A 14,055-nucleotide genomic window follows, 5' to 3' on the forward strand; every position below is an offset into this window, starting at 1 on the left:
TGGGGAAAAAGGGACAACAGGTGTTGAAAGGCTGGGGTATCCATGTTGGTAGACCTCAAGGTGATGGCCTACTTCAAGATTAGCCTTTCAACACGTAATTGGGACAGAGCCTTTTTTATGGGCGCCGGGTGGCTCAGCGAGGTTTGAAACGCTCGACCCAGGGGTTGGCGGTGAGGCCGTGCAGGATGACGCTCAATATGATAGTGCAGAGCACGGTGGCGATGATGGGGCGCTGGCCAATCAGGGCTGGCTCGTTTTGCAGAACCATCACCGCAAAGACGATGCTGGCAAGGCCCCGCGGCCCGAACCAGCCGATAAAGAGCTTGAGCTCCGGCTTGAGGCCGGTACCGATGAGGCTCAGCCAAACCGGCACCATCCGCAGCAGGGTGAGGCTGGCAATGGCATAGAGCCAGTATTGCCAGTGCAGCAGCTCCGGCAGAATGGGCATCAGGGTCGCGCCAAACACCATCCAGATCACCACGGAGAGCAGGTCGCCGTAGCCTTCGCAGCTGTCCATATAGGCGTGCTTGTGTTCGCCGAGGCGGTGGCCGATAAAGAGGCCGCCGACAAAGGCGGCAATAAAGCCACTGCCCCCCAGAGTCTGGGCCAGCGCAAAGCAGAGCAGGGCTAGGCCCGGCATGGTGAGCTGACGCCAGAGTGGCAGTTGCCAGCCATTGAGATAGGAGATTTTCAACAGCCGGATGGTGAGGCTGGTCAGCACAAAGGCGACCAGCAGGCCAATGCCGATCTCCTCCAGCATCAGGGTGATGGCCAGCGTGGCGGTGCCTGCGTGTTGCTCGGTGGGGGCGATAAGGGCCAGCAGCAGAAGCAGCACCGGTACGCAGATGCCGTCGTTGAGGCCGCTCTCCTGATTGAGCCCTTCGCGCACCGGTGCAGGCACCGCGGGGTTGCTCACCACCGCTTTGCCGAGCGCTGCATCGGTGGGGGCAAGAATGGTGGAGAGGATCGCCATCTCCAGCAGTGGCAAGTCGGGGAAGATCCAGTGGCCAAACAGGGCGCCACAAAGCAGGGTGAGGGGCAGGCCAATCAGCAGCAGCCGGATGGGGAGCTGGCGGTTGGCCAGCAATATCTGCCAGTTGGTGTTGGCGGCATCGTTGAACAGCACGATGACCAGCGTCAGCTCGGCCAGCAGCTTGATGCCGGCGCTGTCGATAGAGAGGGAGAGCAGCTCCAGCCCACCGGGTCCCAGTAGCCAGCCGGTCAGCAGAAATAGCAGGGGGCCGTTGACCAGTTTTGACTCGAAGCGCCCCGCGATCAGGCTGTAGACCAGCAAGAAGGCGGCGATCACCGCCAGATTCTGGTAAAGCAGGTGTGCATCCATACAACCTCCTTTCTGCCCCCCGCAGGGGTGGTTTAATCGGTCAGGCAGTCGGGGTCGAACACATACTCCCCGTCCAGCCAGCGCACGATTTCGTCTACGCAGGATTGGTCACGAAACGGCAGATAGCGCGCCTTGAGGGCGGCAATCTGCTCGGGGGTGAGCTGTGCCAGCCCCAGATCCTGAAACAGCGGCAGGTCGGCCTCGATCATCGCCGAGATCTGCGGGCCGCAGGTGGCGTTGAGGGCGGCATGCAGCGCCTTGTCGGGGTCGTACTGCTTGCCGAGCCGGTAACTCATCGGCAGGGTAGCGAGGGGCAGGGCGGACAGTGCTGCCTGTTTCATCGGGTTGACCGCGTGGCCAGAGACCAGCTCTGCCAGCTCGGCAGGGCGATTCTCGAAGGCGCGCAGATGCAGGTAGCTGCTCGCCTTGCTGCCATCGTTAACCGGGTAGTTGTCCCACAGGAAGGGCTTGCGGCCGAGCAGTTCGGTCACCTGCTTGAGGTGACTGGCTGGATATTCGCTGGAGCAGACCTTGGGGCCGGTCCAGAAGATCTCGAAGCGGCGGTCGAGCTGTTCGCCAAGCTCCTCCAGATAGCGGGGAGGCATGGCACCAAACACCTTCTCCAGTACCGGATCGGTCGAGTAGTAGCTGGGGCAGAAGATGAGGCGGCTTGCCTTGCTGTGGGCCGCTATGTCGTGGGCGATGGTGAGCTGGTGACGGGCCAGGTCCGGGGTATCCCCCTTCATGTCGTCAAACAGCACTGCCAGAATGTCAGGCTGCAGCATCTCGTCGATGAGGCGCACTTTTTCAAGCAGTGCCGGGCGCTTGCGATCGTAGTCGTGATGCGCCCCCATGGGGCTCAAGCCCACCCCGAAGGCGAGCCCGTTGGCGCGGCACTGGCGCGCCAGTTCGGCGAGATCCGCCAGCTGCTGCTCGGGCCAGGGGAGGGCCCAGTGCTTGCGCAGATAGCCATCCTCTTTCGGGGCGTAGATATAGAAACCGTAGCCGTGGCGTGGCAGCCACTGGGCGCAGCGGGCGCGGGCCTGCCAGCTCCATCCCTTGCCAAAAAAGCCTTCAATCACCCCCAGATTGGCAGCGGGGGGCAGGGGGCCGGACAGCAAACTTTGATATGGCATAACTCTCTCCCTTCTTGCTGGGGACTTGATACGGGACGGTCGGTCAGACCGGGTCCTCTTCCTGAAAGCGCACCCCGATCTTGCTCGGCACGCTCTCGTCCATTTCGGCCACGGTCCAGATCAGGCCCTGCCATTCGATGTTGTCACCGACCACCAGATTATCGCCCAACTGGCTGGCAATAAAATCACCCAGTGTCTGATCCGCCACCTCGCTCACATCCAGCCCGTAGAGGGGGGCGAGATCCACCAGCCGCGCGGCTGCTTCCAGCAGGAAGTCACCGAAGAAGCGGGGGCCGAGATCCTGTTCCGGCGCCTGACTGAACAGCTGGCCGAGGGCGGGGAGGTCACGTTCGTGACCGATCACGCAGAGGATGTCATCGGCCTGCAGACAGGTACTACCCGAGGGGTGGAGCAGCTCGCGGCCGCGAAACAGGGCGCAGATCCGGGTTCCGGCGGGCATCTGCAGATCCCGCAGTGGCGAGCCGATGCACCACTTCTCCTCCCCCAGCTGGTAGACGAAGGTCTCCCACTGGCTGTCGAGATCGATCTCGAGCCCGGAGCGGTTGATGGGCGACGGCGGTGCCGGTACCTCCACCCGCGCCAGTTTTGAGGCCAGCGGCAGCGAGCTGCCCTGCAAAATCAGCGAAACCAGCACCACGAAGAAGGCGACGTTGAAGTAGAGCTGGGCGTTGGGCAGCCCCGCCATCATGGGGAACACCGCCAGAATGATGGGCACGGCGCCGCGCAGGCCGACCCAGGAGATAAACCAGCGCTCGCGGGGGGCGAAGTTCTTGAACGGCAGCAGCCCAATCCAGACCGACACCGGGCGGGCAAACAGGATCATCCACATCGCCAGCGCCAGCGCGGGCAGGGCGATGGGCAGCAGCTTGTGGGGGGAGGCGAGCAGCCCCAGCACCAGAAACATGCCGATTTGGCTGAGCCAGGTCAGACCGTCCAGCACCGACAATGTGGTGCTGCGACTGCGCAGGGCGAGGTTGCCGAGCAACAGACCGGTGAGATAGATGGCGAGAATGCCGCTGCCACCGACCGCCGTGGTGAGGGCGAAGATCAGCAGGCCGCCGCTGACGGTGAGCAGTGGATAGAGCCCCGGCGCCAGGCGGGCTGTGTTGATGAGGCGCCACAGCAACCAGCCGCCGCCAAGGCCAATCCCGGCACCAAGTCCAAACTGCTTGACCAGTTGCAGCAGCAGGAAGCCCCCATCCAGCCCTTGCTGGGCGGTGGCGAGCACCTCGATCAGGGTGACGGTAAGAAACACCGCCATGGGGTCGTTGCTGCCTGACTCTATCTCCAGCGTCGCGCTCACCCGCTCGTTGAGGCTGCGCCCACCGAGCAGGGAGAAGACCGCCGCCGCATCGGTGGAGCCGACGATGGCGCCGATCAGCATCCCCTGCATCAGGTTGAGGTCAAACAGCCAGGCAGCGGCGAGACCCGTCAGGCCGGTGGTGATGGCCACACCGATCGTCGCCAGCGACAGGGCAGGCCAGAGCGCCACCCGGAACGAGGAGACCCGGGTACGCATGCCGCCGTCGAGCAGAATGATGGCAAGCGCCAGGTTGCCCACCAGATAGGCGATGGAGTAGTCAGCGAAGTGGATGCCACCGGGGCCATCCTCACCCGCCAGCATGCCGACGGCGAGGAAGATAACCAGAATGGGAATACCGAGGCGGGAAGAGAGGGCGCTCAACAGTACGCTGGCTCCCACCAACAGGGCAGCGACAAAAAAGAAACTGTTGATGGTAGCGGCATCCAAGGGCGAACTCCTTCCTGGTAATGTGCAAAGTAGGCACATTATATGCAGTTAGGCCCCCCTTGTGTGGCTTATTTGTGCATCAATTTGCACTTTCTTACATTTTTCATCCCTTTTTTCAGCATGGCCGCGCCATATTCTGACAGTGACGGGGTTAACGAAAGCGGAGTCAAAGGCGCGTCGATTTCAGGATGCGCAGGGAGGAGAGGGCGGGGAAAAGCGAAACGGCACAGCAGAGGGAGAGGGGAGCACAAGGGCGCTCCCCACGGGATGGGGGCGGGATTCAGTCGTCCTCGTCATCCTTCACTTCGCGGATCTTGTCCTTGTAGTTGGGCAACTGCTTCTCCAGCCGTTTCATGTCTTTGATGGCATTGAGAAACAGCCCGAGCAGGAACAGCAGCGGCAACCCTATCCACAGCCAGAGATTCATGGGATTTTCCTTTCGTCAGGACAGGTGGTGACATAACGGGCCAAAATTTCATCAAGATTGGCCAATATGGTCGACTTGCCTTCAATATCCGCCTGTTGCAGACAAAGCGCCAGTGCCGCGGGATCGAGCCGCTGCTCGTCGGACTCCAGCGAGAAGCTGATATGCCAGGGCTCGTAGGCGACGCCGCTGCCTGCACCGACCGGTTTGGCATAAGGGAGGAAGAAGCCGAAGTCGCTCATATGGTCGCTGAGCCACTCGCTGAGATCCGCAAACCAGCCCCCGGCTTCATACTCCCACGGCTCCAGTGCCAGTTTGGTATCGGCAGGCAAACAGTCCGGGTCGTAGATATCGAGATCGGTCCCCCAGTGGTGACGGCTGGTGCCGGGCAGGGCGCTCCAGCGCAGGATGGCGTGCAGCCGCTCCACCTCGCTTAGTTGCAGGGCATCGATGGGCTGGCTGCTGGCATCGAGCAGTGGCCGTTCGCCGCGCCACTTGCCATTCCAGATGGCGAGCTGGCGCTCGAAGCTGCGCCAGCTGGAGGCCGCCTGCAGGTTGAACCCCTCATAGGCGGCCGCCACCTGCATGTCGTTGAAGGCCGCCGCGGTGGCGGCGGTCAGACGATGAGGGCCGCGCCCCACCAGAATTAGGTGACTCTCGTCGAGCCCCAGCAGTTGTTCCTGCGTCATGCCAGCAATCTCTCGAGCACCCCTTGGTACATGTCCGCCAGCAGATCCAGATCGTCCGCCTTCACGCACTCGTTCACCTTGTGAATGGTGGCGTTGACGGGACCGAGCTCAATCACCTCGGCGCCGGTGGGGGCGATAAAGCGCCCGTCGGAGGTGCCGCCGGTGGTGAGCAGGGCCGGTCGCTGACCGTTCACCGCCTCGATGGCCGCCACGGCCGCATCGAGCAGCGCGCCGGTGTCGGTGAGGAACGGCTGGCCGGAGAGGGTCCAGCTCAGCTGATAATCGAGGCCATGTTTATCCAGCAGCGCTTCGACTCGCTCGCGGATATCCATGTCGGTCAGTTCGGTGCTGAAGCGGAAGTTGAACTGGACCTGCAGCTCGCCCGGAATGACGTTGGAGGCGCCGGTGCCGGCCGAGATGTTGGCGATCTGGAAGCTGGTGGGGGGGAAGTAGGCGTTGCCCTCATCCCACACGGTGGCGGCGAGTTCCGCCAGCGCTGGCGCGGCTTTGTGAATGGGATTGTCAGCCAGATGGGGATAGGCGACATGGCCCTGCACCCCGCGCACCAGCAGATCGCCGGTGATGGAGCCGCGGCGGCCGTTCTTCACCACATCCCCAACCACGGCGGTGGAGGAGGGTTCACCGACGATGCACCAGCGGATCTTCTCGTTGCGGGCCTCCAGGGTATCGATCACCCGGGTGGTGCCATTGATAAAGGGCCCCTCTTCATCGGAGGTGATGAGAAAGGCGATGGACCCGGTGTGATCCGGATGCTCGGCCACGAAGCGCTCGACCGCCACCACCATGGCAGCCAGCGAGCCCTTCATGTCGGCGGCGCCGCGCCCATAGAGCACGCCATCCTTGATGGTCGGCTCGAACGGCGGGGTGTGCCATTTGTCCAGCGGCCCGGCGGGCACCACGTCGGTGTGGCCGGCGAAGCAGAACAGTGGCCCCTCGCTGCCACGACGGGCCCAGAGATTGGTGGTGTCCTCAAACACCATGGGCTCGATAACGAACCCGATCCTGGCGAGGCGCTCCGCCATCAGGGTCTGACACCCTTCATCGAGGGGGGTAACGGAGGGGCGGCGGATCAGATCCTTGGCCAGTGCGATGACATCCGACATCAGTTGTCCTTAGTTGTCCTTAACGGGAGAAGAGGGATTGGTAGTGATCAGCCTTGAAACCCAGAGTCAGTTCGCCGTCACGGTCCAGCAGCGGGCGCTTGATCATGGCCGGATGTTCCAGCAGCAGGGTGCGCGCCTTGGCGGTATCGAGTCCCTGTTTGGCCTCATCCGGCAGGGCGCGGAAGGTGGTGCCGCGGCTGTTGAGCAGGGCTTCCCAGCCGAGTTTTGCCAGCCAGCTGTCCAGATCGTCCGGGTTCAGGCCGTCGGTGCGGTGGTCGTGAAAGCGGTAGTCGATACCGGCCTCATCCAGCCACTTGCGGGCTTTCTTGATGGTGTCGCAGTTCTTGATGCCATAGAGGGTGATGGCCATGGGGAGTCCTTCTCTTGTGGGCGCTGGCCGTGGCCGTGCCCGAAAATCCGAATCAACGCAGTGCAAGGGCCCGATTCTGGCATTGTGGCAATCCCATGGCAACGCCGATGGTCCGGCTCGCGGGTTTTACCGGGACTGGTCACACCTGAACGGCGATTTTGAGATCAAGATCAGAAGCAGTGCGGCGGGCGTGCCCGATGGGGCGGTGATTGCGGAGAAAAGCCGCTATTGCAGTAGAAAAGAGAAGGGGGCAAACGCCAGATAGCCAAAACGCGCCAGTGGGCGCGTTTTGGTCGGCATCATCAAGCACCTCAATCAGTGCAGGGTGGTCCACTCATGGTCAAAGACCCGGGCCCGTTCCCAGGGTGCATCAGGCAGGCTGGAAGAGAGGCCAGTGTATTTGCCCACGTCGTCCACCACGATGGCGGAGAGGATCGGCAGGTTGTTTTCGGTGCAGTACATGCGGATGCGTTGCAGCAGGGTGCGCAGTTCATCCTGGCACTGCTCCAGTCCGGCCTGCTTGGCCAGTTTGGAGTAACGAATGGTAGTGCGTTCCTTTGCAGACTCGACGAGGATGTCCCACAGCTTGTAGTCGCAGGTCGAAGCACCTGCGGTGGCTTGGCTTGTCATAACTCTCTCCGGCGCGAAATGGTCGCTATATGTCGAAGCGCATCTTCGCCAGTTCGGCGCCGTCATATGTTGATCCAACGCAAAAAAGAGGGGAGTCGCGTCACACAATTCCCGGATATGGGGTGATAAAGGTTTTCTGGCAGTTGAAATAACGAAAAATTGTTACATGGTCGACATATTATGCTAATGAATCAGGGTGACGGCACCTTTATTGATAGGGATCAAAGGCAAACAGTGGTCAGATCACTAGATTTCGCTCTTCGATAAATTTATCAGGAGTGAATATTGGAACTTTTATTCGTCTTGCTCGTTCTGGTCGCCGTGGTCTACGGCATCATCAAGGATTACAACCCGCAGGCGGTGCTGGCGCTGGCGGGCATGGCCATTTTTGCGGTGGCCTACTGGTTGGGGCTGCACCCGATTCTCCCCGCTGACAAGAGCACCGGCTTTGCCCTGTTCGACCTGTTCGAAGTGTTCAAGGGGATCTTCTCCTACCGCGCGGCGGGACTCGGCCTCACCATCATGGCGGTGGCGGGTTTTGCCACCTACATGTCCCATATCGGGGCCTCCCAGGCGCTGGTGCGGGTGGCGGTCAAGCCGGTGGCGGGCATCCAGTCCAGCTACCTGATGCTCTCCATCTGTTATCTGGTGGCGGTCTTTGTCTCCCTGTTCGTCACCTCCGCCACCGGCCTTGGCCTGCTGTTGATGGTCACCATGTATCCGGTGATGCGCAATCTCGGCATCAGCCCGGCCTCCGCCTGTGGTGTCATCGCCACCTCACAGGCGTTTGAAATTGGCCCGACCCAGACCAACGCCATCTTCTCCGCCGGTCAGTCCGGCATGGATCCGACCAGCTATTTTGTTGACTACCAGATCTGGCTGGTGGCCCCCATGCTGCTGGTGACCATGGTGCTGCACTTCTTCTGGCAGCGTCACTGCGATCGCAAGGATGGCTGGGATCCTGCGCTGCATCGCGGCGATCACGCCGAGCTGGACGAGCAGGGCACCGAGAGCGTGCAGGCGCCTACCTGGTATGCCTTGCTGCCGATCATCCCCTTCGTGCTGATGATGACCTTCTCCAAGCTGCTGGTGAGCGACATCAAGATGAGCGTGGAGGTGGCCATGCTGCTGTCTGTCTTTATCGGCATGCTGTGCGAGCTGCTGCGTAGTCGCTCGGTGCGTACCGCTTTTGCCGGGCTATCGAGCTTCCTCGACGGCATGGGCAAGGTGTTTGGCCCCGTGGTGGCGCTCATCGTCTGTGCCGAGCTGTTTGCCGAATCCCTCAAGGCCATCGGTGCCATCGACACCCTGCTGCACTCTGCCAGCAATGCCGGTATCGGCAGCGGTCTGATGACCCTGGTGATGGTGGCGCTGATCATGGTAGCGGCGGTCATCATGGGCTCCGGCAACGCGGCGTTCCTCAGCTTCTCGACCCTGGCACCGGCGGTGGCGGCCAAGTTTGGCGTACCTGCGGTGACCATGCTGCTGCCGATGCAGCTCGCTTCCAGTATCGGCCGCACCGTCTCTCCCATCGCAGCGGTACTGATCGCCTGTGCGGGGATTGCCAAGGTATCGCCCTTTACCGTGGTCAAACGCACCAGCGTGCCGATGGCGGGGGCGCTGCTGACGGCGCTGACCCTCAACTATCTGCTGTTCATGTAGTGATGTGGGTTATGTAGTGGTGTTTGGAATTTACCGGTCGGGCGGGTGGCATGGCTGCCCGCCTTTTTCTCACTGTGTCGCATTGTTGCAATAGACGATCGGCCATCAACGCTGATTGTTGCATGGAGAAGATAATGACAGTTGTAAAGAGCCCGTTTTCCCTCGATAGCTATCTGGCCGATCTGGCCCCGCTCATCAACCTCGATTGCGGTACTCGCACCCCGGCTGGGGTGGCGAAAGTGGCCGACATCATGACCGAGAAATATGAGACTATCGGCTGGCAGGTGACTCGCCACCAGTTTGCTGCCGAGTGCGGCCCCTGCCTCGAGATCACCAATGCGCCGGGTGCCGATCACTACGACGTGATGCTGTGCGGCCACATGGATACCGTCTTCCCCGAGGGGACGGCGGCCAAGCGCCCGCTGAAAATCGAAGGCAATCAAGCCTTTGGTCCCGGTGTGTCGGACATGAAGAGCGGCCTGCTCTCTATCTGGTATACCCTCAAAGAGATAGATCCGGCATTGCTTGCCAAGCTCAAGGTGCTGGTCTGCTACAACTGCGACGAAGAGATTGGCTCCCCCTGGTCGAAAGATTGGCTGGTGGAGAAGGCCAAACAGAGCGGCTGCGTGCTGGTGGCCGAGGCGGCTCGTCCCAACGGGGATCTCATCAGCGCCCGCAAGGGCAATGCCAAGTACCGCATCACCTTCCACGGCAAGGCCTCCCACGCCGGTTCGGCCCTGACCGAAGGTGTCTCTGCTATCACCGAACTCGCTCACTGGGTGCTGGCCATCAACGAGCAGGTCAACATGACCACGGGCACCACCATGAACGTCGGCGTGGTACAGGGCGGCACCGGTGTCAACGTGGTGCCGGACTTTGCCGAGGCGATCGTCGATCTGCGCTTCTGGAGCAACGAAGAGGCCGCTGCGGTACACGATCGGCTCACCTTTATGGCCAACAATCCCTTCCTCGCGGGTTGTCGGGTCGAGGTGGATCGCCAGACCTTCAAGCCGGCGATGCGCCCGAGTGGTGACACCGAGGCCGTGATGGCGCTGGTGGAGGCGGCTGCGAAAGAGGAGGGGATCACCTTCAACTGGCTGGAGGCCGGTGGCGGCTCGGATGCCAACTTTACCGCAGCGGCGGGCGTGCCGTCGCTGGATGGCTTCGGCCCCATGGGGGGCGGTTTCCACTCGGAGGCGGAATTCCTGCTGCTCGATAGCATCGAGCCGCGCATCCGCCTGCTGCAACGGGTGCTGGGCAAGCTGGCGAAATAAGCTGGTTTATCCCTTGTTCGGGTCGTCATGGCCCGCTCAAAACTGGTCCGTTCAAATCCAAACGGGAGGCTGCTGCCTCCCGTTTTTTTATCTCGATTTTTCGCGCGTCCCTGAACGAGCGCGCCAGATGGCTTGAGGCCGTTACCCCTGTGGCTCAGCCAGATAGGCCAGATGATCCTGCCGTGCTACCTGCCAGCCATCGAGGCGCAGCGGGGCGGCAAAGCCCGGGCCGTCAGTCACCATGGTGTGGTACTCCCCCTGCTCGCCGCAGGCATCGAAGCCCTCGCACTCGGCCAGTTGTTGTAGCTCGCAGAGGGTGGCGGCATCGAGGGTGCGTCCAGTCCACTCGGGGGCCAGTATCCGGGTATCGACGCAGGAGAGGTGGGCGACGATGCCACGCGCCAGCATATCCGCCAGCAAGGCTTGACGAGGTTGCTGCCAGAGCGGGGTGTGGACGGTAAGCCCCAGCGGGTGGCAGCGTTCTCGGATCCAGTTTGGTGCGCCCCCCACGCTGTCGATATCGCCGGTCACTACCCCGTCGATGTTCCACTCCTGCTGCAAGTGGCTCAGCGCCGTCTCATAGCTCTGCTCGAACGGCGCTTCGATGGTGACCAGCAGATGGGTCAGCCCGAGGGCTTCCGCCTGACGGCGCACCAGCGGCAAGGGGTGAGCGAGAAATCGGGGCTCTGGCGGCGCAAAGGTGGCCAGTGCCACCACCTGATGTCCCGCTTGACGGGCATGACAGAGGGCCAGCATGGCATCTTTGCCACCGCTCCAGAGCAGGATGACGCGAGACATGGATGAGATTCCGGTGGTGAACGAGGGGGCATGCTACCCAGCGGCGGGGGCAGAGGTAAAGGTATTGTGTCCGGAAATGGCGGCGGGGAAATGGTTGAGGTAACGGAGCGGGGAAAAAAGCAGGCCCCCGAAGCGGGGGCCTGTATTGCAATAGCGTGGTAAACGCGACTGCGATTAAAGCAGGATGCTGGTGAGGATAAAGCCCAGCGAGCAGGAGGTCACCACCCCGATCAGCCCCGGAATGATGAAGCTGTGGTTGATGATGAACTTGCCGATGCGGGTGGTGCCGGAGCGGTCGAAACCGATACAGGCCAGATCGCTCGGGTAGGTCGGCAGCACGAAGTAGCCGTAGCTGGCCGGCAGGAAGGCGATCAGCAGCTTGGGTTCGACACCCAGCGCCAGACCCATGGGGGCGATGGCGGTCAGGGCTGCGGCCTGGCTGTTTACCAGCTTGGAGATGAGGAACAGCACCAGGGCGTAGGTCCAGGGCTGGGCCTGTACCACATGGGCCAGAGTCTCTTTGAGCAGCGGCATGTGAGCCTGGAAGAAGGTCTCACTCATCCAGGCAACCCCGAATACGGAGAAGATGGCGACCATACCCGCCTTGAAGACGGCACCGTTGGCGATCTCGCCCGGCTTGACCTTGCAGCGCATCAGGATGATGGCACCGGCGATCAGCATCATCATCTGGATCACCAGGTTCATGGAGAGCGGGCCGGTCTTGTCCTTGATGGTGAACACCGGACGCAGACCTTCGTTGGCACCGAGCAATACCACGGCAGCGATGGCGGCGAAGAAGATCCAGGTAGACCAGTAGGCCTCTTTCGGGAACTTGGTGTTGAGCAGAGTTTCACCACCGCCGTAGATGAAGGCGCGCTGCTCCGGGTCTTTGATCTTGGCCTGGAACTCTTCGTCCTTGTCCAGATCCTTGCCGCGACGCAGGCTCCACAGGGCCGCCACGATGACACCGGTCAGGGAGGAGGGGATGGCGATCATCAGGATGTCGAGCAGGCCGTAAGCCTGACCGATACCGTGACCGGCCGCCAGAATGGAGACCATGGAGACCACGGCAACGGAGACCGGGGAGGCGCAGATGGCCATCTGGGAGGCAACGGAGGCGACAGCCATCGGGCGCTCGGGACGGATGTTCTTCTGCAGCGCGATGTCAGCGATGATGGGGAACATGGTGTAGACCACGTGGCCGGTACCGCACAGGAAGGTGAGGGTCCAGGTCGTGAGCGGCGCCAGGATAGTGATGTATTGCGGGTGACGGCGCAGCAGACGCTCGGCTACCTGCATCATCAGGTTGAGGCCACCGGCAGTCTGCAGGGTAGCGGCACAGCCGATCACCGCCAGAATGGTCAGCATTACCTGAACAGGCGGTTCACCCGGCACCAGGCCGAAGACGAAGGTCAGCAGGAAGAGACCGATACCACTGATGAGACCGAGTCCCATGCCCCCAAAGCGGGTACCCAGCAGCAAGCAGCCGAGTACCACCAAAAATTCCATCAAGATCATTCCGTTACCTCGTGTGATTCAACCCATATTGCCGCGGGTAGCCTGAACCATGAATTGTCATTGTCTGTTTTATTTAGCCCAAAAGGGTTAGTTGCTATTCTGCTCCCCTGAAAAAGTGAAAAAATTGAGTTACTTCAATAACTCGATGAATTTTTGATTAAACCACTTAAAAACCACGTACTAACAAAAACATTATTTTTGTCACCAAGTGGTATCACTCGGGGCCAAGCCATCGGGTGGTCATGGTGGCTGCACAGAGTGGCAGCAGGGCTGCAGGGGAGGGGCATAAAAAGGGCTCGATTGCGGCAGAAGAGGGTGAAAAAGCCAGCGCTCAGGCTATTTTTGCCAGCAAGGGCTGACTTCAGCGGGTTGGCTCACTTGGCCGCAGGGGCTTGCTGCAGATAGCGGCGCTGATAATCCTCGCTCAGCTTGGCAATATCCAATCTGGCAATGGCCTGCGCCACCCGTTGCTGCAACGCCTGCTGATCGGGGCGAAACATGATGTGCAGGCTCTTGTGTTCGAGGATCTTCGGGTGAAATTGCAATCCGGCGCTGCTCAGCTTGCGATCATGGTTGATGAGCCAGTGAAAGACATCCCGATCGACCACCGCCAGATCGAGCCGATCGCGCTGCAATTTGCGCAGGTTGAGCAGGTCGGAATCGACGGCGGCAGTGTTGAGGCGCTTGCTGGCCATCAGGGCATCGAATTCACGGGTGTTGACGTATCCCTCCACCACGCCGATCCGGTAGGGGGCGAGATCCGTGAGCTGCTGCCAGGGGATGGGGGGGCCTGAGCGCTGCGCCATACCCAGCACGCTGTCGCCCACGCTGGCGGAGCTGCGCCACAGGGTGGGCAGGGTGTCGGAGAGGTACTCGGGAAAATAGCCGCTATAAGGCTGGGTCGGGTCGGCCGCCAGCCGTACCGCCCGCTGCCAGGGGTAGAAGTCGAACGTCACCTCCAGTCCCGCTTCGGCAAAGGCACGTTTGACGATATGACCGGTGAGGCCGCCATCGGGCAGGCTCTGGCTGGTGTAGGGTGGCCACTCCAGGGTGGTCAGACGAACGGGCTCGGCCCACAGTTGAACAGGCATGCAGGACAGCAGTAGCGAAAGCAGCAGGCGATATCCCATAGGCGACGAGTTCCTTGTGCCGGTTGATCCTGAGTATCACCCATAACGGTGACAATAAAAAAGCCGACCCGCAGGTTAATGCCGATCAGTTAAGGATCCATTGACCGATCCTTCTGTTGTGTGAAAATCCGAAACCTGTTGATTGGTTTCGGATTTTTTATGCGTATCGCCCATGCTCTCGACTTCC

The 14,055-nt window shown here is 61.3% G+C and carries 13 protein-coding genes; 2 read left to right on the forward strand and 11 right to left on the reverse strand.

Features of this window, described 5'->3' with window-relative positions; genetic code table 11:
• Positions 1-133: 133 nt before the first annotated feature.
• The 8 genes from ACB040_RS20270 to ACB040_RS20305 form a co-directional block, all read right to left on the reverse strand.
• On the reverse strand, positions 134-1,342 hold the full coding sequence (locus ACB040_RS20270) for a cation:proton antiporter (protein WP_338771767.1): 1,209 nt from the start codon (positions 1,340-1,342) through the stop codon (positions 134-136).
• 32 nt (positions 1,343-1,374) lie between these two features.
• A complete protein-coding gene (locus tag ACB040_RS20275; protein WP_338771764.1) occupies positions 1,375-2,478 on the reverse strand; it encodes a beta-N-acetylglucosaminidase domain-containing protein in 1,104 nt (367 codons plus the stop codon).
• Between the two features lie 43 nt (positions 2,479-2,521).
• Positions 2,522-4,249, reverse strand: a complete 1,728-nt coding sequence (locus ACB040_RS20280) for a potassium/proton antiporter (protein ID WP_338771762.1) — start codon at positions 4,247-4,249, stop codon at positions 2,522-2,524.
• Positions 4,250-4,529: 280 nt separating this feature from the next.
• Positions 4,530-4,676, reverse strand: coding sequence for a hypothetical protein (locus ACB040_RS20285; RefSeq protein ID WP_005337933.1), 147 nt, complete (start codon positions 4,674-4,676; stop codon positions 4,530-4,532).
• Complete coding sequence (locus ACB040_RS20290; RefSeq protein ID WP_371156260.1) at positions 4,673-5,362, reverse strand: M15 family metallopeptidase; 690 nt, start codon at positions 5,360-5,362, stop codon at positions 4,673-4,675. The genes ACB040_RS20285 and ACB040_RS20290 overlap by 4 nt, the downstream gene beginning before the upstream one ends.
• Positions 5,359-6,486: a succinyl-diaminopimelate desuccinylase gene (gene dapE / locus ACB040_RS20295; protein WP_113738787.1), complete on the reverse strand. Its 1,128-nt coding sequence runs from the start codon at positions 6,484-6,486 to the stop codon at positions 5,359-5,361. Before dapE ends, ACB040_RS20290 begins: the two co-directional genes overlap by 4 nt.
• A 19-nt stretch (positions 6,487-6,505) precedes the next feature.
• Entirely contained in the window at positions 6,506-6,856 is a 351-nt protein-coding gene (locus ACB040_RS20300; protein WP_338771757.1) for an ArsC family reductase, read from the reverse strand.
• A 315-nt stretch (positions 6,857-7,171) separates the two neighbouring features.
• A complete protein-coding gene (locus tag ACB040_RS20305; protein WP_005337929.1) occupies positions 7,172-7,486 on the reverse strand; it encodes a hypothetical protein in 315 nt (104 codons plus the stop codon).
• A 285-nt stretch (positions 7,487-7,771) separates the two neighbouring features.
• Between ACB040_RS20305 and dcuC the strand changes: the two genes are divergently transcribed.
• Both dcuC and ACB040_RS20315 read left to right on the forward strand, forming a co-directional pair.
• A complete protein-coding gene (gene dcuC / locus ACB040_RS20310) occupies positions 7,772-9,148 on the forward strand; it encodes a C4-dicarboxylate transporter DcuC (protein WP_128836092.1) in 1,377 nt (458 codons plus the stop codon).
• Between the two features lie 134 nt (positions 9,149-9,282).
• Positions 9,283-10,422, forward strand: a complete 1,140-nt coding sequence (locus ACB040_RS20315; RefSeq protein WP_371156263.1) for a M20 family metallopeptidase — start codon at positions 9,283-9,285, stop codon at positions 10,420-10,422.
• A 141-nt stretch (positions 10,423-10,563) separates the two neighbouring features.
• Here ACB040_RS20315 and ACB040_RS20320 read toward each other — a convergent pair whose 3' ends face one another.
• The 3 genes from ACB040_RS20320 to ACB040_RS20330 all read right to left on the reverse strand — a co-directional run bounded on the left by ACB040_RS20320 (position 10,564) and on the right by ACB040_RS20330 (position 13,868).
• Positions 10,564-11,220, reverse strand: a complete 657-nt coding sequence (locus tag ACB040_RS20320) for a hypothetical protein (protein WP_371156265.1) — start codon at positions 11,218-11,220, stop codon at positions 10,564-10,566.
• Between the two features lie 174 nt (positions 11,221-11,394).
• Positions 11,395-12,738 (reverse strand): anaerobic C4-dicarboxylate transporter, encoded by a 1,344-nt coding sequence (locus ACB040_RS20325; protein WP_005337916.1) that lies wholly within the window; start codon positions 12,736-12,738, stop codon positions 11,395-11,397.
• A 374-nt stretch (positions 12,739-13,112) separates the two neighbouring features.
• Positions 13,113-13,868, reverse strand: coding sequence for a substrate-binding periplasmic protein (locus ACB040_RS20330; RefSeq protein WP_371156267.1), 756 nt, complete (start codon positions 13,866-13,868; stop codon positions 13,113-13,115).
• Positions 13,869-14,055: the final 187 nt, after the last annotated feature.

It is taken from the genome of Aeromonas sp. S11(2024), from assembly GCF_041402345.1.
Classification (GTDB): domain Bacteria; phylum Pseudomonadota; class Gammaproteobacteria; order Enterobacterales; family Aeromonadaceae; genus Aeromonas; species Aeromonas veronii.